This window comes from Pedobacter sp. UYP1, assembly GCF_040547305.1.
GTDB lineage: Bacteria > Bacteroidota > Bacteroidia > Sphingobacteriales > Sphingobacteriaceae > Pedobacter.
Genome location: NZ_JBEPPL010000009.1, coordinates 75735 through 100347, shown reverse-complemented (window position 1 = coordinate 100347; position 24613 = coordinate 75735). Strand labels below are relative to the sequence as shown.

At 36.7% G+C, this 24613-nt stretch carries 30 protein-coding genes; 20 read left to right on the top strand and 10 right to left on the bottom strand.

Annotation, left to right across the window (positions count from 1 at the left end; all coding sequences use genetic code 11):
* Positions 1-21 precede the first annotated feature (21 nt).
* The 3 genes from ABIB30_RS17640 to ABIB30_RS17630 form a co-directional block, all read right to left on the bottom strand.
* Positions 22-984: a hypothetical protein gene (locus ABIB30_RS17640; protein WP_354304267.1), complete on the bottom strand. Its 963-nt coding sequence runs from the start codon at positions 982-984 to the stop codon at positions 22-24.
* Positions 985-1023: 39 nt separating this feature from the next.
* A complete protein-coding gene (sbnA, locus tag ABIB30_RS17635) occupies positions 1024-1998 on the bottom strand; it encodes a 2,3-diaminopropionate biosynthesis protein SbnA (RefSeq protein WP_354304265.1) in 975 nt (324 codons plus the stop codon).
* A gap of 224 nt (positions 1999-2222) precedes the next feature.
* Positions 2223-2414, bottom strand: a complete 192-nt coding sequence (locus tag ABIB30_RS17630; RefSeq protein ID WP_354304425.1) for a transcription termination/antitermination NusG family protein — start codon at positions 2412-2414, stop codon at positions 2223-2225.
* Between the two features lie 866 nt (positions 2415-3280).
* Between ABIB30_RS17630 and ABIB30_RS17625 the strand changes: the two genes are divergently transcribed.
* Positions 3281-4222, top strand: a complete 942-nt coding sequence (locus tag ABIB30_RS17625) for an ornithine carbamoyltransferase (RefSeq protein ID WP_354304261.1) — start codon at positions 3281-3283, stop codon at positions 4220-4222.
* A 332-nt stretch (positions 4223-4554) separates the two neighbouring features.
* A complete protein-coding gene (locus tag ABIB30_RS17620; RefSeq protein ID WP_354304259.1) occupies positions 4555-5277 on the top strand; it encodes a 3-keto-disaccharide hydrolase in 723 nt (240 codons plus the stop codon).
* A 9-nt stretch (positions 5278-5286) separates the two neighbouring features.
* On the opposite strand, the gene ABIB30_RS17615 is transcribed toward ABIB30_RS17620, so the two are convergent.
* Positions 5287-6036, bottom strand: coding sequence for a DeoR/GlpR family DNA-binding transcription regulator (locus tag ABIB30_RS17615; protein ID WP_354304257.1), 750 nt, complete (start codon positions 6034-6036; stop codon positions 5287-5289).
* A 149-nt stretch (positions 6037-6185) separates the two neighbouring features.
* Here ABIB30_RS17615 and ABIB30_RS17610 point away from each other — a divergent pair, with 149 nt between their 5' ends.
* The 14 genes from ABIB30_RS17610 to ABIB30_RS17545 all read left to right on the top strand — a co-directional run bounded on the left by ABIB30_RS17610 (position 6186) and on the right by ABIB30_RS17545 (position 17420).
* A complete protein-coding gene (locus ABIB30_RS17610) occupies positions 6186-7364 on the top strand; it encodes an MFS transporter (protein ID WP_354304255.1) in 1179 nt (392 codons plus the stop codon).
* A 154-nt stretch (positions 7365-7518) separates the two neighbouring features.
* On the top strand, positions 7519-8394 hold the full coding sequence (locus ABIB30_RS17605; protein ID WP_354304253.1) for a sugar phosphate isomerase/epimerase family protein: 876 nt from the start codon (positions 7519-7521) through the stop codon (positions 8392-8394).
* 468 nt (positions 8395-8862) lie between these two features.
* Positions 8863-9096, top strand: coding sequence for a hypothetical protein (locus ABIB30_RS17600; protein WP_354304251.1), 234 nt, complete (start codon positions 8863-8865; stop codon positions 9094-9096).
* A gap of 2 nt (positions 9097-9098) precedes the next feature.
* Positions 9099-9386 (top strand): membrane protein insertion efficiency factor YidD, encoded by a 288-nt coding sequence (gene yidD / locus ABIB30_RS17595; protein ID WP_354304249.1) that lies wholly within the window; start codon positions 9099-9101, stop codon positions 9384-9386.
* 34 nt (positions 9387-9420) lie between these two features.
* Entirely contained in the window at positions 9421-9996 is a 576-nt protein-coding gene (locus ABIB30_RS17590; RefSeq protein ID WP_354304423.1) for a TerD family protein, read from the top strand.
* Between the two features lie 6 nt (positions 9997-10002).
* A complete protein-coding gene (locus ABIB30_RS17585) occupies positions 10003-10662 on the top strand; it encodes a stress protein (RefSeq protein WP_354304247.1) in 660 nt (219 codons plus the stop codon).
* Positions 10663-10720: 58 nt separating this feature from the next.
* Complete coding sequence (locus ABIB30_RS17580; protein ID WP_502931093.1) at positions 10721-11275, top strand: TerD family protein; 555 nt, start codon at positions 10721-10723, stop codon at positions 11273-11275.
* Positions 11276-11281: 6 nt separating this feature from the next.
* Positions 11282-11893, top strand: a complete 612-nt coding sequence (locus tag ABIB30_RS17575) for a TerD family protein (protein WP_354304245.1) — start codon at positions 11282-11284, stop codon at positions 11891-11893.
* A 1-nt stretch (position 11894) separates the two neighbouring features.
* The gene (locus ABIB30_RS17570; protein WP_354304243.1) at positions 11895-12533 is read left to right on the top strand and encodes a vWA domain-containing protein; all 639 of its coding nucleotides are present in this window, start codon (positions 11895-11897) and stop codon (positions 12531-12533) included.
* 16 nt (positions 12534-12549) lie between these two features.
* Positions 12550-12714 (top strand): hypothetical protein, encoded by a 165-nt coding sequence (locus ABIB30_RS17565; RefSeq protein WP_354304241.1) that lies wholly within the window; start codon positions 12550-12552, stop codon positions 12712-12714.
* Position 12715: 1 nt separating this feature from the next.
* A complete protein-coding gene (locus ABIB30_RS17560) occupies positions 12716-13351 on the top strand; it encodes a vWA domain-containing protein (RefSeq protein ID WP_354304239.1) in 636 nt (211 codons plus the stop codon).
* Positions 13352-13387: 36 nt separating this feature from the next.
* Positions 13388-14842 (top strand): PP2C family serine/threonine-protein phosphatase, encoded by a 1455-nt coding sequence (locus ABIB30_RS17555; RefSeq protein WP_354304237.1) that lies wholly within the window; start codon positions 13388-13390, stop codon positions 14840-14842.
* Between the two features lie 9 nt (positions 14843-14851).
* Entirely contained in the window at positions 14852-16378 is a 1527-nt protein-coding gene (locus ABIB30_RS17550; RefSeq protein WP_354304235.1) for a helix-hairpin-helix domain-containing protein, read from the top strand.
* A gap of 19 nt (positions 16379-16397) precedes the next feature.
* Positions 16398-17420, top strand: coding sequence for a TerC/Alx family metal homeostasis membrane protein (locus tag ABIB30_RS17545; RefSeq protein WP_354304233.1), 1023 nt, complete (start codon positions 16398-16400; stop codon positions 17418-17420).
* Positions 17421-17525: 105 nt separating this feature from the next.
* Here the strand turns inward: ABIB30_RS17545 and ABIB30_RS17540 are convergent, their stop codons facing one another.
* Complete coding sequence (locus ABIB30_RS17540; RefSeq protein ID WP_354304231.1) at positions 17526-18488, bottom strand: helix-turn-helix transcriptional regulator; 963 nt, start codon at positions 18486-18488, stop codon at positions 17526-17528.
* A 9-nt stretch (positions 18489-18497) separates the two neighbouring features.
* Positions 18498-19079: a YdeI/OmpD-associated family protein gene (locus tag ABIB30_RS17535; RefSeq protein ID WP_354304229.1), complete on the bottom strand. Its 582-nt coding sequence runs from the start codon at positions 19077-19079 to the stop codon at positions 18498-18500.
* 231 nt (positions 19080-19310) lie between these two features.
* Here ABIB30_RS17535 and ABIB30_RS17530 point away from each other — a divergent pair, with 231 nt between their 5' ends.
* Complete coding sequence (locus ABIB30_RS17530) at positions 19311-19703, top strand: RidA family protein (RefSeq protein WP_354304227.1); 393 nt, start codon at positions 19311-19313, stop codon at positions 19701-19703.
* A 121-nt stretch (positions 19704-19824) separates the two neighbouring features.
* On the opposite strand, the gene ABIB30_RS17525 is transcribed toward ABIB30_RS17530, so the two are convergent.
* The 3 genes from ABIB30_RS17525 to ABIB30_RS17515 form a co-directional block, all read right to left on the bottom strand.
* The gene (locus ABIB30_RS17525) at positions 19825-20502 is read right to left on the bottom strand and encodes a class I SAM-dependent methyltransferase (RefSeq protein ID WP_354304225.1); all 678 of its coding nucleotides are present in this window, start codon (positions 20500-20502) and stop codon (positions 19825-19827) included.
* Positions 20503-20666: 164 nt separating this feature from the next.
* A complete protein-coding gene (locus ABIB30_RS17520) occupies positions 20667-21536 on the bottom strand; it encodes a helix-turn-helix domain-containing protein (protein WP_354304223.1) in 870 nt (289 codons plus the stop codon).
* Positions 21537-21663: 127 nt separating this feature from the next.
* A complete protein-coding gene (locus ABIB30_RS17515; RefSeq protein WP_354304222.1) occupies positions 21664-21825 on the bottom strand; it encodes a helix-turn-helix domain-containing protein in 162 nt (53 codons plus the stop codon).
* Between the two features lie 401 nt (positions 21826-22226).
* Between ABIB30_RS17515 and ABIB30_RS17510 the strand changes: the two genes are divergently transcribed.
* Positions 22227-22532: a cyclic nucleotide-binding domain-containing protein gene (locus ABIB30_RS17510; protein ID WP_354304220.1), complete on the top strand. Its 306-nt coding sequence runs from the start codon at positions 22227-22229 to the stop codon at positions 22530-22532.
* Positions 22533-22673: 141 nt separating this feature from the next.
* Here the strand turns inward: ABIB30_RS17510 and ABIB30_RS17505 are convergent, their stop codons facing one another.
* Complete coding sequence (locus ABIB30_RS17505) at positions 22674-23024, bottom strand: winged helix-turn-helix transcriptional regulator (protein ID WP_354304218.1); 351 nt, start codon at positions 23022-23024, stop codon at positions 22674-22676.
* 104 nt (positions 23025-23128) lie between these two features.
* Between ABIB30_RS17505 and ABIB30_RS17500 the strand changes: the two genes are divergently transcribed.
* Both ABIB30_RS17500 and ABIB30_RS17495 read left to right on the top strand, forming a co-directional pair.
* On the top strand, positions 23129-23872 hold the full coding sequence (locus tag ABIB30_RS17500) for an SDR family oxidoreductase (protein ID WP_354304216.1): 744 nt from the start codon (positions 23129-23131) through the stop codon (positions 23870-23872).
* A 300-nt stretch (positions 23873-24172) separates the two neighbouring features.
* Complete coding sequence (locus tag ABIB30_RS17495) at positions 24173-24571, top strand: hypothetical protein (protein ID WP_354304214.1); 399 nt, start codon at positions 24173-24175, stop codon at positions 24569-24571.
* The last annotated feature ends 42 nt before the right edge of the window (positions 24572-24613 follow it).

Here is a 24613-nt window from a genome sequence, read left to right as displayed (position 1 = left end):
TTAACTAGCTATTGTAAAAACTTAATCTTCAAGTAAGAGACCGGCATTAGCTTCCTGAGCTAACTTTAGAAAGTTATCGGCCATTGCAATATCAAAAACAGCCATCCCCATTGGGTTAAACATGACTGGCTGATTTTCATTTAAAGAAGCAAAAAAATCCTTTGTAAAAACATCCTGAATCTCTTTAACATCAGCTTTTTGTAATCCATTAACTTTATGAAATACTTCTATGTCCGTATTTTCCCGGCATACTTCTTCCCAATTATCAACAATCATAGTCTTGGCAAACCACGGAAATACATCAGGCTTATAATCACGTAATGAAACATTTAAATGAAGAGAACCGTCTTTGGGCTTTTTATCTATGTAACATTCTTTCGAAGCTGTACAAGTAATAAATATATCTGCTTCAGAATAAGCTTGTTCCCAACCCTCAGTGATAATTACCTTTTCACTCATATCGCCAGGAATTGATTCTTTCTGAACAGGTGTTTTATCATATAATAAAACTTTTTCAATACGATCCCCCAGTAACTGATTACACATACTCAAATGATGCTGACCTATAGGTCCAAAACCAATAATCCCTATTTTTAAATTTGTAGATTTTCTTTGCTCCGTAAACTGCTTAATTATAAACCCACTTACTGAAGCTGTTCTGATTGCAGAAATAGATCCACTATTTATAATACCAACTGGTACACCTGTATCTGCTTCATTCAATACAATTACGCTATGCGCTCTTGCCAATCCTTTATGTATATTATCTGGAAAACTTGCTATCCATTTAATGCCAGCCTTGTTAATGTTTCCACCTACAAATGCAGGCATAGCAATAATTCTATTTTTAACATCACCATAACGTAAGTATGGTTTTATAGGTTGTACTGTACTATTTAAACGTAAACACGCTATGGCATCAATTATCACCTGGATATTATTATCCCAGCTTACGTTTAGTTTTTTTACTATTTCGTCATTCAAATATATCATCTTGTAGTCTGCCAGATTTTAGAATAGTTATTAAATTGATACGGATTCTGAATGGTATGCCGTTACCATTTTTCTCCAGTCGTCATTATATATTGTACTTATATACCTCTCCCCTTTGTCTGCAAACACGCACATTATATTAACCGGTTTATCAACCGCATTTGCTTTAAAATATTTCCTTACAGCAGCATGAACAGATCCTGATGATCCACCAACAAATAAATTATGTTTTTCAAGTAATTCTCTGCAAGAATCCATAGTCTCATATTCATCTACAGTTACCACATCATCAATCTTTGCTGAACCGAGTATAGCTGGCCTTATGCTTGATCCTATTCCCGGAATAAATCGTTTACGGGATTCACCACCGAATATTACAGACCCTTCGACATCAACTGCAATGATCTTCGCATTTGGATATTTTTCTTTTACTTTTTGCGATACGCCTGTGATTGTTCCTCCAGAACTCACTCCCATAAATAAATAATCCAACTGCTGTCTTGGAATTTCAAAACAAATTTCATTTCCAAGTGAATTATAATATGCCTCAGCATTTAAAGGATTTTCATACTGATTAATCCAATAGATATTTTCGGATTTCTGAATTATTTCATTTACTTTTTTTAATCTGTTTAGTAAATATCCTCCACGCTCATCAGGTTCTGTAATACAAATCACTTCTGCTCCCTGCAATCTGATTAACATCTCATTTACGGGAAGGGTGGTTTTATCAATGACACAAATAAACTTCAAGCCTTTCTGCTTTGTATAGGCCGATAAAGCAACTCCAAAGTTACCAGACGAAGATTCTATAATAGTTGTATCCTGGTCTATCAATCCTCTATTTAATAAACTATTCAGAATGTAAATAGCAGCGCGATCCTTAACACTACCTGTAGGATTGTAAAACTCCAACTTTGCAAAGACATTCAAATTCGACTCTTCCTCATTTCTAAGTGCTATCAGAGGAGTATTACCAACTTTATCTAAGATATTATTTATCATAAGTATTATTTTTCATAAGTGATGTGGTTTCAGTTTTATAATTTAAGCGTTTAGAACGCTATAGATGGTAAAGTTTAAACAGCTATCGAAATACGATATCAGGCGCGAAAATAATTTCCACGTGAATTGTATTCTTATTAATCAAGATTTTACGTCTGTTTTAAGATAGACTATTCAAAAAGAGGAAGAAAAAGATTAGAGAGGAAGCGTTATCTACAAAAAAGCTAGGAAGCTATGGAATAGTGGGAAGGAAAAAGTGGCTTTAGTATACTTTTTTTACGATCACTCCATTGTCTTTCAGACTCTATTAATGGTAAAAATGATTCCAACGAGGCTTCATTGAGTAAATCATGAACTTTTCTTTCATACCGCAACTTGATATATAATACATACCAGCCATTATAGTTATTATTTATTTTAGGAAAATGTGTTGTTTGATTTTTAGATATAGCTATGCTATTCTAAGTCACACTGATAGAAATTCTTGGTAGAAAAACAAGCAGAATGTCTTAATAATATTTTCGTTCACACTACATAAATGTAATATCGAATATACATTTATTATTATCAAATAAAATAAAAACATTATCAAATTTTCATTTTATTTATTAACACAATCATATGTCATTAAAATATAAATAAATTTCATTATCCAATTAAATTCAGTTAAGTTCTTTCACTCCTTATTTTTTATGAATTCAATAAAAGATAAGGATTAATATTGAAGACAAGACGTATTAATTAACATAATAAACACAGTATGATAACAAAAAGATAACACGTTATTTCGTTAAATAATTTCCGGAAGAAAAGATTTAACAATTGGAGTGCAACAAGTTGTTTTATTCGAATAATATTTACAGTAAACATACTGTATTTCAGACTATATAAATATATTAAACGACTAAAATAAATCTTATCCGAACAAATAAAAAAAACATTTTCATAGCTACAATTTAGCAAATAAGACCTACCATCCATTACAGTTTGCAAGCCATTATAATTATTATTCAGGGTCGGGAATTTGAGTATTTGACATTCAGATACAGCTCTGCTATTCTAAGTCACACTGATAAGAATTCGTGATAGAAAAACAAACAGAAGACTTGATATTAATTTCGTTTAAAATACAAAAACTGATCGGCGAATATATATTTATTATTGTTAATAATAAAAAATAAAATACTATCAATTTGTTATTTTTATATATAAATGCAATCATATATCTTTATAATAGAAAAAAGTTTCATTAATTTGATTTCACCTACAAAATAAACACAGCATGACAACAACCAGACGACACCTTATTTCATTAAATACCCTTTCTGACCAAGAGCTTTCTCAATTGGTTCATCGGGGGTTATCTTATGCAAATGGTGTTATAAAAAACCACTTTCCTTTGCAAGGGTTAATCGTCGGAATATATTTCCGCAAGACATCCACCCGTACAAGAACTTCATTCTCTTCTGCCGCCTTGCGCTTAGGTGCTCAGATCATATCTTATGGTCCAAACGATTTACAGGAAAACACTGGTGAAACGCTTCAAGATACAGCACAAGTCCTTTCAATGATGCTGGACGGCGTAGTTGCAAGAACTGCAGGCACCCAAAAAGAGATGGAAATAATTGCTTCACATGAGAATATGGCAGTTATTAACGCAATGACAGAAAATGAACATCCAACACAAGCTTTGGCTGACCTCACCACAATGCTACAGCATTTCGGCAACCTTTCAGGCTTGCGTATTTTATACATGGGTGAAGGAAATAATACCGCAACTGCTCTAGCTTTAGCTGTTCCCAGATTTCCTGGAACACAGTTATTTTTTCGCACCCCCCCAGGATATGGCATCCCCGAAGAAACGCTGTTAGCTGCACAAAAACAAGCTGAAATACACGAATCTACTGTAGTGCAGCAACATGACATGAAAAATCTTCCTGAAAATATTGATGTAATTTATACTACCAGATGGCAAACTACCGGCACAACTAAAACAGATTTAAATTGGAAGGAGATATTTGAGCCTTTTAAAGTTTCTCAAAAATTACTGGACAAATATCCTAATGCAATATTTATGCATGATTTACCCGCACACAGGGATGAAGAAGTTGATGCTTCAGTTCTGGACGGTCCCAGAAGTATCGCTTTCAAGCAAGCTGGGAATAAATTACACAGTGCGTGTGCTGTGTTGGAATGGTGCCTAAATCCGACCGATTTAATTTAGCTATTGAGGGTAAACTAAAAAAGCAATTTTTCTGTATAGAAAAATTGCTTTTTTATAATTTTATTTCATTAAGAGAAATTTATCAGATTTTCAATTACATTTAGTAATAAATCTACAGTCCATAGTTATAAACTAAACAAGGTCGAAACTATCAAATAATAAAATTCTGATTACTGGTGATGCGGGTCTTATTTCCAGACCAGCAGAACATCTCTGAAATCGGGTATTATATTTTTGATTTTCATACTATTTTCTTGTTGCAAATAAATGCAATTTTGCTTATGTTCGCAATAAGCATATCCATTTTAAATAATTATCCTGTAATTTCTTTTATGAAAAAGTTCATCACATTAATCACAGCCACCGCACTCACTGTTGCCATTATCACTTCATGCAATTCTCCGAAGCTTAAAGACAACGAACTCTCCGGGCAGGAGAAAGAGCAAGGCTATCAATTATTGTTCGATGGCAAAACTTTAAATGGCTGGCACCTTTACAATCAGGGTAACGTTTCTTCAGGATGGGTAGCCAGCGACGGAGAACTCAGATGCCTTCCCGGTACAGATGCCAGACACGGAGATCTCGTAACCGATCAGGATTTTGAAAATTACGAACTTAGCTTCGACTGGAAGATATCCAAAGAAGGAAATAGCGGAGTATTTATTAATGTACTTGAGCGTCCCGATATCCCTACTGCCTGGGCTTCGGGTCCGGAATATCAACTACTGGAGAAATCACATCATGATTATGATAAGGAAATGAAGCGTGCCGGTTGCCTCTATAACTTCTCCCCTCAGTTAAACTCAGCTGAGGTCAAACTGCCAAATGAATGGAATCATTCAGTAATCAAACAACAAAATGGGAAGATTGAATTTATGCTAAACGGCATAATAACTGCTAAAGAAGACTTTAATTCCATTCACTGGAAAAAGGCAGTTGCCAATTCCAATTTCAAGAATTTTCCAGAATTCGGGAAACAGCTGAAAGGACGTATAGCCCTACAGGATTGGAACAAAGGAATCGCGTTTAAAAATATCAAAATAAAGAAAGCCTAAAACAAAAAATCAGACAATCTTAAGCTTTTTAAAACGCAACTCGTCCAGTTTGGAATCATCACTAGGAAGTTCAGTTACCAGCACATTAATTTCTTGCAAGCCACAGACTACGAAAGGTTCGTTGGTTCCTACCTTTTTACTATTGCTAAGCACAACCACCATCTTCGAACCTTTGAGCATTGCCTTCTTTACAGCCCCATCCTCTCTTATTGCCGAAGTTATTCCAAAATCCTTCGAAATTGCACAGGTACCCATCAGGTATAGGTCAACGACGAACTCAGCAGCCTCATCACATGTTCTTGCGCCCGTATTTGTTTGTGTATCTCTGTTATAATTCCCGCCAAGAACAATGACCTCTATATTCCGGAACTGCGCCAATAAAGGAACCAATGCTATATTATTCGTAATAACCCTCAATGAGGCATTAGTTGGTAAACATTCAGCAACCGCACATACTGTAGTTCCACCATCCATAAAAATGCTCATCCCAGCCTTTAGTAGAGGTTGGACCTTCATCCCAATGATCTCCTTTTCAGTAGACTGAAAATCAGCGCGGTCTTGAAAGGAAAGAGGATTCTTATCACGCGATATCGCTCCTCCTCTGACTTTTGACAAAAGGCCGTTCTCATCCAGATAATCAATATCCCTGCGGATGGTATCCTCAGAAACTGACAAGTCTACAGACATTTGGCTATAGGTGACCGTACCTGTATTCTTCAATCTGGAGATTATATGCTCGAACCGTTTTTCTTTGATCATTTCCCAACAAATATAATTCTTTCAGCCCGTTGCATAAAATCCTTATCTCGTTAATTAACCAGGTAGTGTATTGAAATAACAATCAATTTTTCAACCGGTGTGATTCGCAAATATTTGCAAATTTGCAAATATTTGCATTAATTTGTGCAATGGACAATAATCAGATAACAACAAAAGCCAGGAAAGCCACACAATACATATTCCTGGTTTGCGGATTTGCCCTTTCCAGCTGGGCACCCATGGTACCCTTCGCAAAAGAAAGACTGCACTTAAATGATGGTAATCTTGGGCTGCTTCTACTGCTATTTGGGACTGGGGCAATTTCAATGATGCCCTTAAGCGGGTATCTTTCTAAGCGGTATGGTACCCGGATTGTTATATTGATTTCGGGGCTGGTCGCTGCCATCTTCCTGCCCATATTGTTATTGATGCCAACGCCCTGGATGATGGGAGCCGCACTTTTTGTTTTTGGAGGGGGAATCGGTGTTATTGACGTAGCAATGAATTCCCATGGCATCCATGTTCAAAACCGGTATGGACGACCTATAATGTCATCCCTTCATGGTCTTTTTAGCGTAGGTGGCCTATGTGGCTCTCTTGGGCTGGGATTATTAATGAGGGCAGGGCTCAATCCTTTAACTGCAGCAATTTCAATTTCGATACTACTCATAGTCATCCTGCTATGGAAACACCAATTATTGTTCTCCAAAGAGCAGGAAAGCAACATGCCAGAAAACAATACATCTAAGGAAAATAAAGTAAAGACCAAATCAGGATGGCTTAATCCCAGGGTAATTTTTCTTGGTGCAGCATGTTTTGCTGTATTTCTGTCCGAAGGAGCTATGCTCGATTGGAGTGCCCTTTTTTTGAAGGAAAGCAGAGGAATAGATGCAGAACTTGCGGGAGTTGGCTATGCTACCTTTTCGATTGCAATGGCAGCCATGCGCCTTTTAGGAGATCGTATAGTAGAGCGTTTTAGTGGAAAAACAGTAGTGGTTGGTGGTGGCCTGATCGCCGCCCTGGGGATTTTCATTGCTGTGTCTACCCCATGGATTCCGACTACCCTTCTGGGCTTTGTACTTTTGGGAATAGGTGCAGCAAACATAGTACCTATATTCTTTAGTGAAGGCGGCAGACTTAAAGGAATACCAGCTTCAGCCGCTATTCCTGCAATAAGCACTATGGGCTATGCGGGCCAGCTCGCCGGCCCTGCGCTTCTTGGATTTATCGCCTACCACTTTTCCCTGACCGCAGCGCTGACCTTTACTGGAATATTGCTTTTAAGCGTCGCCCTGAGTTATGCATTCAGGAAAACCAATATTAATTAGAAACAATTATACTGTGGAAACATCTGCAATAGAAATAATAGGGTTACTATGAAGACTTTTGGTTAATAGTTGAAGGGGCCGGGGATCCAGTTTAATAAACATTATCTTTCCCCGGTATCCTTTTTTAAAATAATTAATATAAAAAAAAATCTATATGTATAAATCACAGAAAAAACTATCAGGAATATTACTTGTTGTGATCCTGTTCTTTACGGGGATAGCAACATCGAATGCACAAAAAAGAAAAGACGTTGGCCTGCAACTCTACTCGCTACGTGAACTGATGTCAAAAGATGTTCAGGGAACCTTGCAAAAAGTTTCCACTGCAGGTTACACAGAAGTCGAACTTTATGGCTTTAGCATCAAGGATCAATTTTGGGGTTTGAAACCCGTTGAACTCAAAAACATTCTTGATAGAAATCATTTGAAGCCAATCAGCGGTCATTTTAATATGACTCCCTATTTTAAGACAGGTGAACAGGCAGAACTTAAGGCTGCAATCGCTGCTGCTAAAATTCTTGGATTGAAATATGTTACTATTCCATGGCTAAACCCAGATGTCAGAACCAGTGCCGCAGATTATAGAACTACCGCTAAAAGGCTTAACTATATAGGTCAGCTTTGCAAAAATGCAGGACTGAAATTGGCTTATCATAACCATGATTTTGAGTTTATCAAATATGGCAATGAAACAGGAATGGACATCCTTCTAAAGAATACAGATAAAAAATTAGTCAACTTTGAAATGGATATCTATTGGGTGATCCGTTCAGGTATTCAGCCATATACACTATTTAAGGCCAATCCAGGAAGATTCGTCATGTGGCATATTAAAGATATGGATAAATCAGATCCGCATTTGAATGCAGAAGTTGGTTCAGGAACTATCGATTATAAAGATATTTTCAAACATGCGAAGCTCTCCGGCATGAAATACTTCTTTGTGGAACATGAAACAAATTATAAGCCAGACATGATTGGTTCCATTACACAAAGCTGCACTTTTATTAAAGATCAAATTTTAAAATAAGCATAAAAGAAAAGCTGAAATTCATTTGCCATAACAAGCTTAAAAAGCCATTTCTACAAGTTAGAAATGGCTTTTTATGTTTTAATATCAGCTCATATAATAAAGCAATCCCATTTCTGGAAAAACTGTCCATTTGTATGTTTTTGCTTTTCTCAGAAAGGAAATTTCTCCAATAACATTCTAATGTTCCATAATTTTTGTTATGAAATCAGTACAGCACTTCTTTCACAGCTGTCAGCGTTTTAGAAACTACATATTCCACAACCAATTTTCTTATTTCATTTGGATGTTTAATAACACAGTACAGTCAATGTGATCAGCATTAATACCATTAAACACCTATTTATCAACTATAAATAGCATTAACTGAGAACTTCTTGAAATAGTTAGCCCGCTTACGGTTTTCCGTAAAAATAAGCCATAAAACCGATCTAATTTTGGAGAATCAAATCAATAATAACAAATGCTATGGAATATAAAGTAGTTCCTTTTTTCGCAACGCTGAACCAGCAAAAGGAAACAACAAAAGCTGTTGCTGATCAATTAGAAAATCTAATTAAAGATGCCACCAATCAAGGTTGGGAATATGTCAGATTAGAAAGTGTTTCAACCTATGTACAACCTGAAACCGGGTGTTTCGGAATTGGCGGAAAACCAGGTTATATCGCATCTTACCAAATGATTGTTTTTAGTAGGAGTTAGTTATGAAGATCCTGCTCATTCTACTCATTAAAATTTACTGGGCTGTTATCCCTAAAAGTAAAAGACGCAGGTGTATATTCAGAATAAGCTGCTCTCAGCATGTATATCGGACAACACAAAACAAAGGTCTTTTTAAAGGATTATTAGCACTCAAATATCGTTTTCTAAATTGTAGAAATGGCTTCCATCTTCTTGAAAGTCCAATTGACAAGCGCAAAATGATAATGCTACCAAATCATCAGATACTTACTGAAGATGAGATTGCTGAAAGATTCATCAAAACAACTTAAGAGCAAGAATAAAATTTATAAAACAAAATCAGGTATGGCAATTAATTTACAAAAAGGTCAGAAAATAGACATTGGCCTTAGCAAAATGACTATTGGATTAGGATGGGATCCTAATGAAGGGACTGGATTTGACTTTGATTTGGATGCATCAGCTTTCATGATTGACGAAAACAGGCTAATCCCAACAGAACCGTTCTTTATTTTTTATGGTAATACAGATTCGCCAGATGGAGCTTTACGCCATACAGGCGATGACCCTACTGGTGGCAACAGTGTCGATGGAGATGACGAAAGCATTCAAGTTGATCTGTTAAAAATTGATTCTCGCATTCAAGAAATCCTCTTTGTGGTGACTATTCATGATGCTTCTGAACGTAAACAAAATTACGGACAAGTACGCAACTCCTACATCCGTATTGTAGATGACAGCAACGGTCAGGAAGTCGCAAAATACGAACTTGGCGAAGATTTTTCTATTGAAACAGCAATTGAGTTCGGTCGTCTCTACAAACGAAACGGGCAATGGAAATTTGAAGCATCAGGAATTGGCTACAAAGAAGATCTTTCATTTTTCCTATCAAAATATTATAAAGGTCAAATCATCAAATAATTATTTATGTCAATCAATTTACAAAAGATTACACTTAAAAAACAAGGTGACAGCCATTCAATCGACCTCTCCAAAAAAGGAGATTCAATTTTAAAAGAAATCACCATTAATCTAAACTGGTCTCAAGGAAACAAGAAGAGTTTCTTTTCCAATCTTTTCAATAATAACGCAGAGGTCGACCTCGACTTAGGTTGTTTCTATGAGTTAAACGATGGTCAAAAAAACGTGATAGACGGGCTCCAATTTTCAAAAAGAAGAGGTGGTTCAAAGGATAAATTAACACTACAGGGAAGATACACAGATACACCATGGGTTTGGCATACAGGTGATGACAGAGGACAAAGTGCTGGATCCGGGGAGAACATTTTAATTAACCCAAAAGGAATTCATGATTTAAAAAGAATTGTTATTTACTGCTTCATTTATGACGGTGTTGCTAAATGGGAGGAGACTAACGCTATTGTAAATATAGAAGTACCAGGAAGTCCAGCAATCGAAGTCGAAATGGGAAGGCAATCCAGCCAACACAAATTTTGTGCAATAGCCGAGATATTATTTACTTCTACTTCGATCAAAGTAAAAAAACTAACAACTTTTCATAATTCACATGGTGATTGCGATAAGAGTTACAACTGGGGAATGAAATGGACTTCCGGCGCAAAATAAACAAACATAAATCACCTCAAGAACTTCAAATATAAACTTTATTATAAAATTATAAATTATGTCTATTAATCTGCAAAAAGGTCAAAGAGAAACAATTAACGCACAAAAATTCATTATTGGATTAGGCTGGGACATCAATGGTTCAGCTACCGGAAATTCATATGATCTGGATGTGTCGGTATTCATTTTAGGAGAAAATAAGAAAACATTATCTGATGAACATTTTATATTCTACAACAACCTGAAAAGCCCGAATAATGCAGTGGAACACACAGGGGATAATCTAACTGGTGACGGCGATGGCGACGATGAGCAAGTGATAGTTGATTTGTCGAAGATCGAAGCAGAAGCATCTGAGATAAATATTGTGGTGACCATTCACGATGCAGAAACCAGAGGACAGAACTTTGGTCAGGTGAGAAATTCCTTTATTAGGATAGTAGATACATTGACCAGCGAAGAAGTATTGAGATTTGAATTAGACGAAGACTTTTCTATTGAAACCGCAGTCGAATTTGGGAGAATATACAGAAAAGGTGGTGCCTGGAAATTCGAAGCTGTTGGAATGGGGATGAAGGGTGGATTACAAGATTATTCAAACAAGTATAATTAAGAGCATATGGCAATTAACTTACAAAAAGGTCAAAGGATAAATCTCCAGAAAAACAATGGAACCAAAATTCAGAATATCTGCGTTGGTATAAATTGGGGGGCCATCGAAAACAAAAGCTGGTTAGGTGGAACAACGAAAGAAGCTGTGGATTTAGATGCAAGCTGCGTGCTATTTGACAGTTCAAAAAACAGAATCGATACAATTTATTTTGGAAGTTTAAATTCAAAAGACGGTGCGATCAAACATAGCGGTGATGATCTAACAGGTGATATGGATGGGGATGACGGGTTAGACAATGAGATCATCACTGTAAATTTCAACAAATTAAATACAAACGTCAGTTACGTTGCTTTTGTCTTAAATAGCTTTAGAGGACACGATTTCGGAAAAATCCCCTTTGCCACTATCCGTATTTACGAAGGCACACCAACAAAAGTAAATGAAGTTTTCGCTGGTTATGATATTGTAAAGGGGGAAGGATTTGCAGGGCATGTGTCCATGGTTCTTGGCACATTATATATAAAGAATAACGAATGGAAATTCAATGCCATTGGAGAACCTACCAAAGATAAAGGATTAGAAGAAACTATAAAAACTGTAGCACAAAATTACCTGTAACATGAGAAGACTACCCGTATATCTTTTATTAGACACCTCAGGTTCAATGAGCGGAGAACCTATTGAAGCTGTAAAAAATGGTGTTCAGGTAATGATTAGTTCATTGCGCCAAAACCCACAGGCTATCGAAACGGCTTTTATAAGTATAATTACTTTTGATAGCACAGCAAGACAAATCATCCCGTTAACAGATTTAGGAGCTTTCCAAATGTTAGACATCAGAGCCTCAGGCACCACTGCACTTGGCGACGCTTTGAAAGTAGTAAGCAATTGTATAGACAATGAGGTAGCCAAAACAACTGCAGAAACCAAAGGTGACTGGAAACCATTAGTCTTTATCATGACAGATGGTATTCCTACCGATGACTGGCAAAGTGGATTAAGAGAATTTCAGAAGCGCAAAACAGCTTATACTATAGCTTGTGCTGCAGGAGCTGGTGCCGATACTGAAGTATTAAAACAGATTACAGAGAATGTAGTAAGCCTGGATACAGCTGATAGCCAAAGTATCGCCAAATTCTTTGCTTGGGTTACGGCATCTATCGGGGTCTCCTCTACTAAAGTTGAGGATTCCGGAAAAGAGGCCACCGGCTTAAATGAACTGCCACCTCCCCCATCAGAATTGAACATCGTAGTCTGAGTTAATTCAATCAACTATGGCATTTAAAATGTATGGCCTCTCTTTTTCCTGGAAAAGAGCCCTTGGCATAACCTCAGCGAGACAAAGTTTTGCCAGAAACACAGGAATACCAACGACGAAACAAGGGATGGAGAGAAAAATAGGAAGTCTGTTTTCAAAAATGTTATTCGGAAAAAAATAGGATGAGAAGATTACCCGTTTATTTTTTATTAGATACCTCCGGTTCAATGACTGGTGAGCCTATTCAAGCGCTCAATAATGCTTTAAGTGGCATGATTAATAATTTGCGTGCTGATGCACAAGCTGCAGAAACACTATGGATTAGTATGATCACATTTGACAGAGAAGTTAAGGAAGTTGTTCCTTTAACAGCACTAGAGTCCTTTCAGCTACCCGAAATTATCTGTCCTCCAAGCGGGCCCACCTTTACCGGGATGGCATTAGAGGTTTTATATGATAAAGCAAACAAGGAAATCAGGAGAGGTTCACCCACACAAAAAGGTGATTGGAGACCTCTCCTATTTATTTTTACAGATGGGAAACCCTCGGATTTGCAGTTGTACGCACAAATGGTTCCAAAAATCAAATCCTTAAACTTCGGTACTATCGTGGCTTGTGCAGCAGGTAATACCGCTGATGATCAAAAACTCTTAGCACTTACAAATGATGTGGTTCATTTAGACACTGCAGACAGCTCTACCTTAAAACAGTTTTTCAAATGGGTTTCGGATACAATTGAGCAAGGAAGCAAAAGCATAGGAACAACGGCTAACCTAACCTTACCTCCGCCCCCATCAGAAGTACATTTAGTCAGCTGATCTTAATCAAACATTGGTAATTATTCATTAAAAGATATGACAGAAACAAAATCCTATATAGAAAATCTTTTTACAGCCAAAGCAGTAATGATTGACAATACCAAACAACAATTATTTGATGAATTTGCACAAGATGAAGCTAATGCAGACGCTGTGAAAATAATAACAGCGCAGCAAAAGTATTTAGTAGACAAATGGAGGATTAAAAATCGAATTGCCGATATTATTACCTTAAAAATACCTCTTCCAAATGCCACCGCAGGTAAACCATATCAAGCTAAGATAAACTTTAAACAACTTGGTGTTGATGATTTAATTACCGAAGAATGGCAAGGTCTTGAAGAAATAGGATTGGCGTTCAATAAAGAACTCCATAGTATTGAAGGCACACCTATTCAAAGCGGAGAGTTAAATTTTAAACTGATTTTTAAGATCGACGGACAGACTGAAGATTCGGAAATAAATGAAAAGAATATCCCTTTAATTATAAATGCCGATCCAAAAACGCTTTGGAAGGATATACCAAGTAATAAAGAGGCTATATTCTGGAAAGAAGATGATATAGAGACCTCAGGGAAAATTGGCGAAAAACATATCGTAGTAGCTTCAAAAAGAGGACGCTCACATGAAAACGCAGGTTCTTTCCGGGATGATGACTTTTCTTTCAAACACATAGAAGCTATCGGCTGGTCTATTGTTGCTGTTTCAGATGGAGCAGGTAGTTATCCACTCTCCAGACAAGGCTCTCAACTGGCTTGTTTATCAGTTATAGATTATTTCGAAAACCAGTTGGAAAAAGATTCATTTCTTGAATTCGAAAACCAACTTATGGAATATAACAAATCTAAAGATGAGAATTTGTTAAAAGAAATTGAGGTGCTTTCAAAACAGAATCTTTACAGAGCTGTATTATTCGCACATCATCAAATCAAAGACTTAGCCGAAGAGACCCAAAAATCAAACCCTGAATTGTTCAATAATCGTAAAGCCAAAGGTCCAATAGAATACTTTCATTCGACCTTGATTTTTGCTTTGTTCAAAAAGTTTGCCTTTGGCTATGTGATTATGACTTTCGGAGTTGGAGACTGCCCAATAGCCTTGATGAATAAAGAGCAAACCGAAACGAGTTTATTGAATTGGTTGGATGTAGGTGAATTTGGTGGAGGCACAAGGTTTGTAACCCAAGCAGATATTTTCCATTCCAAAGAACATCCAATGGCCTCAAGATTTAACTTTAAAATAATACCAGATTTTAGTTATCTGTTCCTCATGACCGATGGTATTTACGATCCCAAGTTTGTTGTGGAAGCCAATTTGGAAAAACATGAAAAATGGATAGACTTCATAAGGGATCTTGAAGGAAAAAATGAGGATGAGATCAAAGTCAGACTTTCTTCAGAAAATGGAGAAATAGCGCGTCAATTTTCAGCGTGGATGGATTTCTGGAGTGCAGGAAACCACGATGACAGAACAATGGCAATCATCTTTTAAACTAAAATCATGAGTACCAAAAAAGTACAATCTATCATTACTCCTGGAAAAACTTATCAATACCTGGATAATGGACAGCCAAAGCAGGGTGGAATGAAGGATGTTTACTTCAGTCCAGACAAAAAATATGTGGTGGCATTTTATAGAGATCCGCAAGACTTCAATTCAAAAGAACGATTGAAAAGAATTGCGACTCAATATTTTGATAGCTTTTTTATTAAAGAACCTGTTAGCGGAGCTTTCTATAAAGAACTTTTCTCCTGGCCCACTGATGTAGTTGTTGAAGGAGAAAGAACAGGTATAATTGTACCTTTTTACAATAAAAATTTCTTCTTTAAAAAGGGATATTCAAACAATGACATTCTTAAAGGAGGAGAAAAGGAAGGGAAATGGTTTGCCAGTGCTAAATTTAGAGCTGATCAATCACGAACAAAATTAGATCCTTCTGAACTGGGAAATTGGTTAAGTTATTTTCAGGTTTGTGTTCATATCGCAAGAGGCGTAAAGCGTTTACATGCAGCGGGTCTGGCACACTCGGATCTATCTTACAAAAATGTTCTTATCGACCCTGTAAGTAAAACTGCTGCAATTATTGATATTGACGGATTAGTTGTTCCTGGATTATTTCCTCCTGATGTAATTGGCACAGCTGATTTTATAGCTCCAGAGGTACTAGCTACAAAACATCTGGGTAAGAATGATCCAGATAGGAAATTACCGAATCGTCTTACAGACCTTCATGCCCTTGCTGTACTGATTTACATGTATCTATTGTACCGGCACCCTTTAAGGGGCGGTAATTATTTCGGGGCGATGGAGACAGAAAAAGAGGAAGATCTGCTTATGGGTGCGAAAGCATTGTTTGTAGAGAACCCTACAGACCCTAAAAACCGAAATTTCAAACGAGAATACGGTGATAACTTACAAAAATTCGCTCCCTGGACTGACCTGCAAAAAACACCTTATACAATCACAGGACCTTACCTTAAAGAATTATTTGAACAAGCATTCATAAAAGGTTTACATCAACCTATGGAACGCCCACCAGCAGAGGCCTGGGAACAAGCATTGATTAAGACAAATGACTTAAAATTAGAATGCAGTAATTTATCCTGTGAACAAAAGTGGTTCATTTACAACAATACCAATAACACCTGTTGTCCATTTTGCGGTACAAAGTACAAACATGCTATTCCAGTGCTGGATTTCTACTATCAATTCAAACCAAATGTCTGGAAGCCTGAAAACCAGCGTTTAGTTGTTTACAACAATTCAACGCTCCACAATTGGCACGCCAACAGGTCTATTATAAGAAATGAGAGATTGACTGAGGTGGATAAAAAACCTGTGGGCTACTTTTCCTTTCATAATGGAAAGTGGCTTTTTGTTAATCAGAACCTCAAAACGTTGAAAGATAAAACAGAAGACAAAGAAGTACCTATCGGCTCTATGGTCGAATTAACCAATGGCAAGCAGCTAGTACTCTCAAAAGAAGAAAATGGACGGGTGGCCGTCATCTCAATAGCTAATCTATAAATTATAAAGTAAAGCAAAAATGAAAACAAGTATTTTAGAATTACATCCCGGACTGGTTTGGGGTTTCATGATAACGATAGTGTTTATGCTCCTATTAGACCTTGGGGTATTCAATAAAAAAAGCCAGGCAGTTACTTCAAAAGAAGCGACCATATGGACTATCGTCTGGATATCGCTGTCCATGGCTTTTTCGGGGATTATTTATTGGGTATTTAACCAGGATGCCGGCGGACATGATTTAGCAATTGAAAAGTTCACTCAATTCCAAGCAGCTTACTGGATAGAAAAAGCACTATCTGTTGACAATTTATTCGTGTTTATCCTTGTATTTTCGTACTTCAAAGTATCCAGGGCTTTACATCATAAGGTCTTATTCTGGGGAATATTAGGTGCATTGGTTTTCAGAGCGTTATTCATATTTGCTGGCGTTGGAATTATAAACTTAACCTTTCTGCCTGAAATGAAAATATTTGGGAAGTTAGTTGAGTTAAATATTGTATTGACTTTATTTGGCTTCTTTTTAATCTACGCTGGGATAAAATCATGGGGCGGTGGAGATGACGGTGAAGAACAGGATTTCAATAATTCCGCTGGAGCAAAATTGGTTAAAAGACTATTTAAAGTGAGTGATAATTATGATGGAGACAAGTTTTTCACCATTCAAAAGGGTATAAAAATAGCTACTCCTTTGTTAGTTGTCGTTGCTGTAATTGAGTTTACTGATGTTTTATTTGCTGTCGATTCTATTCCGGCGATTTTTGCAATTTCTAAAGACCCATTCATTCTGTATACCTCTAATATTTTTGCCATCCTTGGTTTACGTTCCTTATACTTTTTGTTGTCGAATTTTATCCATATGTTCAGTAAACTCCCTTATGGGCTATCTGTAGTATTGACATTTATTGGAGTAAAGATGTTAATATCACCATGGCTTCATATCTCCTCTCCAATTTCTTTAGGTATTGTGGGTGGAATACTAGTCATATCTGTAATTGCTTCATTAATATTTCCAGAAAAACAGGTACCCTCAGTTGAATCATAATGTTAATTAATATCAGAAATAAATACAATTGCAGCATGTAGACACATTTACATTCAGAATCTTTTTACCCCAAAGAGTACCATCATTATAATCAGGAGAATATTTTCACACATGATACTTATCCATCCTCACTGTACCCGCCTTCAATATGACAAATAGTTCTTCTTTAAGATAGGCTGGCTCTATAATCTCCCCGACATCGATAAATCTTAAGAACCACCTTACGAACGATGTCGGATGAGTTTTGCAATTAAAATTCAGGACTACAGTTTCACCAATTATAGTTTCTTTAACGTAACCAAAGTTATCTCGTTCAGATGATAAAAAATGCGCGTATTTTTTATCAATACTAACTGTAATTTCTGTAAAGTACTGGGAGTGATAGCGTTTATTTAATTCGCTTACTGAAAGGTGCTCTTTCTCAAAATATTTCTCCAGAACATCTAATTTTTGTATTCTATCCAATCTGAAATTCCTATAATCGCATCTGGAATGGCAAAAGGCTAAAAGGTACCAATTGCCATTTTCATTGAAAACACCAATTGGCTCTACCGTCCTGAAACTTGGTTGATCACCTTTTGCATTTCTATATAAAATCCCGGTTAGCTTCTTCTGGACAGAACTTTTAAGTAAAGTGTCCATGATATTGGGAACATAGTCTTTTGAATCAAATTTCTCCTTAATGAGGAGTTTATCCTGTAGATGCAGAATTTCACTTTTCTGGTAGTTATGGAATGAGCTCTTGATCTTAGTCAGAACCTGCTCGAAATTTCTTCGGACGGATTCAGTTTCATGATTGCGCATAATTTTTTCTGCAATCATTACACTCAAGACTTCTCCTTCGGTAAACCTGGCTGGAGGCAGTCTGAAACTATCAACGATTGAATAACCAGCTCCAGGGTTATGAACCATTGGAATTCCCACACGCTCAAGCATACTTAGATCCCTATATATCGTTCTCTTGGTTACCTGAAATTTCTCCATCAATTCTTCGATTGGTATGACAGACCTCGATTGAAGCAGAAAAAATATATGAACTATCCTCTCAAATTTTTTTATGTTATCCATCCTTCTTCATTATGAAAACTGTTCAGGCAGTTTGCCTTCGCTTGTAAACCTGATGATTTCAGCAACCCGCCGATTTCTTGTTTCCTCCTTTTTGGCAGACAAGAGCCAATAAAAAATAGCTTTTTTAACCGAATTACTAAGTGAAGTAAAAAAAAAATTGCAATTGCTGTGCGCTTCCAGCATTAAAGCCAGGTCTTTAGGTACAGTAAGTCTTTCTACAGCATCCAGCGCTTTCCAGGATCCATCCTGTTTTGCCGCTTTAATAGTTTTCAAGCCGGCATCAGTCATTAGTCCAAGATCAATTAAATTTCTAACCTTTTCCTTATTAATCCTCGACCAACCACTTTTAGGCTTCCTTTTGGAGAAAAACTGCATAAATGTCTTTTCATCGACAGGCAGTTTTTTACTATCTATCCAACCAAAACAAAGCGCTGTATCTACAGCTTCGCTCCAGGATAGTCCCGGTAATTCCTTTCCTTTAATCTTCTTATTATAAATTAGCCAAACGCCTTTACATTCTAAATGGTTTAATGCAAGCCATTCCCGCCATTGCTTATTATCTGCTGGATATATCGTTGATTTGTTTTCCATAGCTATTGCCTCAGGTATTTATTGGAACGATCGGTTTTGATATTAACAAATTTAGGGATACCAGTGACAACAGTATGTCACAACGATTATTAAATACAAGTAATTATAGCATATGTGCATAAAAACCATAGCATATGCGAATAAAAAACAATAAGGCTTTTTAGTGTGACAAACGGTTGTCACTACCAGGGTTTAGGTTTGTAGAAATAAACAATACTTAAATCAAAAACAATGGAAAAAAGATCAATTGACCCGTGGAAATGGGGAGAATACACGAATTCAGTACAAGCAGTTGAGGTCAAAAATGTGGAGAGTACGCTTTATTGCTCAGGACAAGCAGCAATAGATGTGAACGGACAACCAAGCACGGCAGATATGAGAACTCAACTTATCCTTACTATTCATAACCTGGAAGAACTAATACAGAGCGCTGGATATGATTGTGCCGGCATCGTTCGTTTGAATGTTTATACGACCTCTGTACAAGATTTTTTCAGTACATGTACAGCTGTATATCAGGAGTTTTTACAGAAGTATGGTATAAAACAAGCCACCACCCTACTAGAAGTTAAAGGTCTTTTTGCAACGCTGACGGTTGAACTGGAAGCTACTGTAGTAAGATAGCAGAATGAAAAGCCGCTTTTCTATAAATAAAAGCGGCTTTTCATTCTGCAAATTTTCGTTAATTCAGATCTATGCTTATTTACTTAGCTAATTCAAACCACATTAGTCTTCAAATACTTTCTCAGACCGTTTTTATCGCAGACATCACCACAAAATTATTGTACTTGTAAATACAATCTGTTTGTGAAAATCCTGCATTTTCAAGCATTTGCAATTGTGTTTCAAGTTTGGCAAATTTATCCAGTTTGATTCTTTCAAAAGCGCGGTCTATAGCCTGCTGATCAAGACCAGAATTGAGCACAGTCTCTTTCCAGTTTGATTTATAATAGTTGTCAAACCATGGTGTATGTCCTTCAACCTGATCCGCATTGATGAATATCCCTCCGGTATTAAGAGCATTAAAAACAGTTTGATAAAGTGTTGCTTTCTGTTCATCTTCCAGATGGTGGATAGCCAATGCCGAAATGATGAGATCATATTTTTCAGAAATCGGCCCGACTGAAAAATCATGTTCCAGGAACTCAAAATTATTCAATCCATTAAAGCGTTCTTTTGCAACAGACAGCATTTCCGTAGAAATATCAATTAAGGTGAAATGCAGATCATTTCTTTGCTCATAGATAAACTGAGAGAAAAGGCCGGTTCCTGCCCCGATATCCAAAACAGTTTTTGCTGTGGATAATGTATCGATAATGGGTAGGCAGCTGGTATAAAAATCATGAAAACAGGGAATCAGGTGTTTTCTTTGTTCGTCATACTGTCTGGATATACTGTCGAATTGTTCTTTGATATTTTCCATACTAATTATCTTTTGCTGTAAACGAGTATTGATTGTAAAAAACCTGGCAGGAGCCTGATATCAGGTATATTGTTGTTATTATATTCTTGTTCATCCTAGTACAAAAATCTGCTATGATCAAGATATACCCTAGTGAATTGAGTTCAAAATATAGTGTTTTTAGCTCAATTTTTCATTTTGGCCTGATAAATAACAGGAGACAAACCGAATCTCTTTTTAAAAGCCGCCGCAAAATTTGACACGTTATCGTATCCCAATTGAAGGTAGATTTCATTTACAGAAGTCCCTCCTTTCAATTGATGTTGGGCAACATCCAGCTTCCTCTCCCTAATATACTTTCCAGGTGAAACATGATACTCCTTTTCAAAATCACGTTTAAACGTAGCAAGACTGCGATTGGCAAGAAATGCCAATTCAATCAGGGTCAGATTTTTTATGATATTGGCCTCCACAATTTCTCTGAGTCTATTCCCATTGTCCGATACCACCGGCCTGAAAATCTGGTAAAGTTGTGCTGAAAAGCTTTCCATAAGGAGAATAAAAAGTTCTTCTAATTTGTGCAATAACAAAGCTGACGGCACAGACACCCCCATCTTTATCAATTGAATTAACCCATCGAGATATACTGTAATATAAGGTGTTTGCTGAAACTTTAAAAAAGCACCTTTTTCGTATGCTTCATCCAGATATTGAGCATCCAGCCTGTTGGTCAGGTATTTTTCTATAAATGTTTGTGCCAGTTGTGCAGGAAAGAATACAACTAAACTACTATACTTTTCTGTGTTTAGTTGTCTTTCGGCTATAATCGCATTTCCATTTGGAATTAATATTCCTTCCTGTTCACTAACAAAGGTACATTCAGCACCACGATAAAGTTCTTTTTGCCCACTTAGAATAAAACTTATAGCGCATTTATTAAAGGTGATCAAGTTTCTTCCAACAGGCGTAAATTCGTTAAAATACACAAAAGAAACATCTTTTGTGGCCAACTGCTGGTGACTTGTTAAAATTTCTGGTACCTGGATATTTACCATAATTACATTTATTTATAACGCAAAGCTAAAATGAATTGCAAATAAACGTATTCATAGTAAATATCCAGGGTATCAAAATTATTAAAACAGTCAATTAATCTGGAAACTATCACCACTGGTCAGAAGACTAGTAATTAAATTGAAGGACGGATGGCGTAATTCCAGCATACTTCTTAAAAAACCGGCTGAAATAACTTTGGTATTCATAGCCAAGACCAGATGCTATCTCGGCTACCGTATAATCTGTGTAACCCAGGTAGTGATTTAGTCTCTGCAAACAGTCGCTCATTAATATGTGTTGTTGTCGATTTACCAGTAACTTTTTGAATAGCTGTATTCAAATGGTTAATATGCACTGCGATACGATTCGCATAATCAGCAGGTTTCTTAAGCACTATGGTTTGTAATGGCAGATCAACTGGAAATTGCCGGTTAAGCAATCAGATAAATTCAGCAGCGACACGGGGCGTCTGATTCTCTGTGGGAGTTATGGCACTTCGAATCTGTATAGCTTGATGAAATATCAAGTTAATCCCACTTCTTTTTGCAAATTGCAATCTTGAAACTGAAGCATTAAGGTTAAAAATTAACTTAAGTTAAAATCCTATCGGAATTGATTGCTGAAATTTGACGTGTTTGCCAAATGCTACCTTTAACAAAAGGCAGTTTTGTATTATTAATAACCCTATCATGAATGACAAAAATGAAATCATAACCCAGCATCTGCGGAATTTTGCTGCTATGACAGATAAGGACATTGCCGAAGAAGCGAACTCAAATTGGGCAAAATTCGGCAGGCTTCTGGCCGAACTGTTTTTTTCTTATGCGCAGACACGCACTGAGGAATTTGTCTTTTTCTCCCATGAGGAACGATACCTGAGGCTACTGGAAGAACACCCAAATATCGTAGAGCGTATTCCCTCCTACCACATTTCCTCTTTTTTAGGTATAACAAATCCATCATTGAGCAGGATAAGAAAACGCATAAAAAAATGAGATCTAAGTTCAGTAATTTATAATCCTTATTAGCTCTTAGAAATTTCACAAATCAGTTTCTTACCTATAAACAGGGCAAATATAAATTTTCATATGGAATAAGTCTAAATAGCTTTTCAGGTTATCAATTTCCTTCAGGATTTATCTACCCGTAATTACTTTACGATGCTCTATTCCCCACTCTGCCAGGTTATTGATGATCGTCTTTAACGTCATGCCATATTCTGTTAATTGATATTGAACAGCTATCGGCTGAGTATTTAACACAGTTCGTGTTATCAATTTATTGATCTCCAGCTCCTTTAATTCTTTACTCAACATTTTGTTTGATATTCCTTCTACATCATTCAGAATGTCAGAAAATCTTCTTTTGTTATAATAGCAAATGGAAGAAATGATGGAGATTTTCCATTTCCCATACAAAATGTCCATCGCATCGTGGACAGCCATAATCTCTCTTTTGTGCCCTAATTGGCATTCGTTTTCAGTCATAAGTTACTTTGTTACCCAAAAGTTACTGTTACTTTTCGTTACAAAGTAACCTAAATAAATTAACCTGTTCTAACTTTGCACTATAAATATTTAAAAATCTAATCATGGACTTTACAAATAAAAACGTCGTTATTACAGGTGGAACTACCGGAATAGGCTTGGCAACAGCAAAAGCATTTATCAGCGCAGGCGCAAACGTGTGGATTACAGGAAGAAACGCAGAAAATCTACAAAAGGCAGCCACAGAAATAAACAACCCCAAATTATTTACCGTAGTATCAGACACTTCAAAACCCGAAGACATTTCGATCCTCGAAAAAGCAGTTGCAGAAAGTGGAAACAAATTAAATGTCCTTTTCCTGAACGCGGGAATTGCAACATTTGAGCCAATAGAAAAAGTAACTGAGGCAAATTTTGATGCACAATTCAATACCAATGTAAAAGGTCATTTCTTCACCTTGCAAAAATTACTTCCATACCTGGCAGATGGAGCAGCAGTAGTATTCACCTCTTCAACGGTTGCCACAGCTGCAAATTCGGGAGCCAGCGTATATTCTGCGACCAAAGGAGCATTGAATAAAATTGCCCAAATTGCAGCAAATGAGCTGGCGGGAAGAAAAATCCGTGTAAACATTGTTAGCCCAGGGCCTATTTTAACCCCTGGTTTAGAAAATGCCGTTCCCGTAGAAGCTAAAGAGTTTTTGGCCGGTGCTACAGCGCTGCAAAGAATTGGTGACCCAGATGAAATTGCAAAAACAGTGTTATTCCTGGCTTCTGATGCTGCGAGTTTCATTACAGGAACAGAGATCGTTGTAGATGGCGGTTACCTTAACTATGCAACAAAATAGGTTCTGATATCATTATTCAATACCGGATAAGAGAAAGCGGCAAATGCCTTTCTCTTACTCTTCAGTAATTTATTATTACAAGAAAAGGCACTTTTCTTAAAAGAAAAGTGCCTTTTTAAACATCAGGTTCAGTTGAATGCTTTTCGAACCACTTCCCTTGTGAGTTGTGCTGCCTGATCAGTTTAAATTGGCAATCTGACACTTCACCCTCAAATTTAATCGCTTCAACTGAAAACTGACTTTTCTCAATCGGGGAACAATGCACCTTTGTATTATAATTAAAAATCTAATCTTAGAAATATGAAGAAGTCAATTTTAATCTTATTATTTGGAATGTTTTTTTTGAGTAATACATATGCACAAAAGTATTTCGGAAAAACGTTTACACCAACACAAACTGTAGATGAGTTCTATGCAATTGCTGACGTAACAAAGGGATATACCGTTATGGGAAAAACTGAACTCGATAAAGGTTTTCGTTCGTTGGAAAAGACCCAGGCAAAAATAATCGAACTGGCGAAAAAGAAAGGTGCTGATGGTGTAATCTTTACAATGGATGATGAAGTTGTTGCTACAACCAGCTCCGGTAGCGGGACTGTAAGTACAAAAAAGGAGAATAAAGCAACGGGTTTTTCATCTAACACTACTACCGATATAAAAGAAAAGAAAATCCGGGCAACGTTTATTAAATACAAATAATTCTTTCTCGCAACAAAGCTGTTTTAAAAGGCAGCTTTGTTG

Coding starts and splice junctions, on each gene's coding strand:
- sbnA (WP_354304265.1), bottom strand. CDS start 1,998: ATGATAAATAATATCTTAGATAAAGTTGGTAATACTCCTCTGATAGCA.
- ABIB30_RS17625 (WP_354304261.1), top strand. CDS start 3,281: ATGACAACAACCAGACGACACCTTATTTCATTAAATACCCTTTCTGAC.
- ABIB30_RS17620 (WP_354304259.1), top strand. CDS start 4,555: ATGAAAAAGTTCATCACATTAATCACAGCCACCGCACTCACTGTTGCC.
- ABIB30_RS17615 (WP_354304257.1), bottom strand. CDS start 6,036: ATGATCAAAGAAAAACGGTTCGAGCATATAATCTCCAGATTGAAGAAT.
- ABIB30_RS17610 (WP_354304255.1), top strand. CDS start 6,186: ATGGACAATAATCAGATAACAACAAAAGCCAGGAAAGCCACACAATAC.
- ABIB30_RS17605 (WP_354304253.1), top strand. CDS start 7,519: ATGTATAAATCACAGAAAAAACTATCAGGAATATTACTTGTTGTGATC.
- ABIB30_RS17600 (WP_354304251.1), top strand. CDS start 8,863: ATGGAATATAAAGTAGTTCCTTTTTTCGCAACGCTGAACCAGCAAAAG.
- yidD (WP_354304249.1), top strand. CDS start 9,099: ATGAAGATCCTGCTCATTCTACTCATTAAAATTTACTGGGCTGTTATC.
- ABIB30_RS17590 (WP_354304423.1), top strand. CDS start 9,421: ATGGCAATTAATTTACAAAAAGGTCAGAAAATAGACATTGGCCTTAGC.
- ABIB30_RS17585 (WP_354304247.1), top strand. CDS start 10,003: ATGTCAATCAATTTACAAAAGATTACACTTAAAAAACAAGGTGACAGC.
- ABIB30_RS17580 (WP_502931093.1), top strand. CDS start 10,721: ATGTCTATTAATCTGCAAAAAGGTCAAAGAGAAACAATTAACGCACAA.
- ABIB30_RS17575 (WP_354304245.1), top strand. CDS start 11,282: ATGGCAATTAACTTACAAAAAGGTCAAAGGATAAATCTCCAGAAAAAC.
- ABIB30_RS17570 (WP_354304243.1), top strand. CDS start 11,895: ATGAGAAGACTACCCGTATATCTTTTATTAGACACCTCAGGTTCAATG.
- ABIB30_RS17565 (WP_354304241.1), top strand. CDS start 12,550: ATGGCATTTAAAATGTATGGCCTCTCTTTTTCCTGGAAAAGAGCCCTT.
- ABIB30_RS17560 (WP_354304239.1), top strand. CDS start 12,716: ATGAGAAGATTACCCGTTTATTTTTTATTAGATACCTCCGGTTCAATG.
- ABIB30_RS17555 (WP_354304237.1), top strand. CDS start 13,388: ATGACAGAAACAAAATCCTATATAGAAAATCTTTTTACAGCCAAAGCA.
- ABIB30_RS17550 (WP_354304235.1), top strand. CDS start 14,852: ATGAGTACCAAAAAAGTACAATCTATCATTACTCCTGGAAAAACTTAT.
- ABIB30_RS17545 (WP_354304233.1), top strand. CDS start 16,398: ATGAAAACAAGTATTTTAGAATTACATCCCGGACTGGTTTGGGGTTTC.
- ABIB30_RS17540 (WP_354304231.1), bottom strand. CDS start 18,488: ATGGATAACATAAAAAAATTTGAGAGGATAGTTCATATATTTTTTCTG.
- ABIB30_RS17535 (WP_354304229.1), bottom strand. CDS start 19,079: ATGGAAAACAAATCAACGATATATCCAGCAGATAATAAGCAATGGCGG.
- ABIB30_RS17530 (WP_354304227.1), top strand. CDS start 19,311: ATGGAAAAAAGATCAATTGACCCGTGGAAATGGGGAGAATACACGAAT.
- ABIB30_RS17525 (WP_354304225.1), bottom strand. CDS start 20,502: ATGGAAAATATCAAAGAACAATTCGACAGTATATCCAGACAGTATGAC.
- ABIB30_RS17520 (WP_354304223.1), bottom strand. CDS start 21,536: ATGGTAAATATCCAGGTACCAGAAATTTTAACAAGTCACCAGCAGTTG.
- ABIB30_RS17515 (WP_354304222.1), bottom strand. CDS start 21,825: ATGAGCGACTGTTTGCAGAGACTAAATCACTACCTGGGTTACACAGAT.
- ABIB30_RS17510 (WP_354304220.1), top strand. CDS start 22,227: ATGAATGACAAAAATGAAATCATAACCCAGCATCTGCGGAATTTTGCT.
- ABIB30_RS17505 (WP_354304218.1), bottom strand. CDS start 23,024: ATGACTGAAAACGAATGCCAATTAGGGCACAAAAGAGAGATTATGGCT.
- ABIB30_RS17500 (WP_354304216.1), top strand. CDS start 23,129: ATGGACTTTACAAATAAAAACGTCGTTATTACAGGTGGAACTACCGGA.
- ABIB30_RS17495 (WP_354304214.1), top strand. CDS start 24,173: ATGAAGAAGTCAATTTTAATCTTATTATTTGGAATGTTTTTTTTGAGT.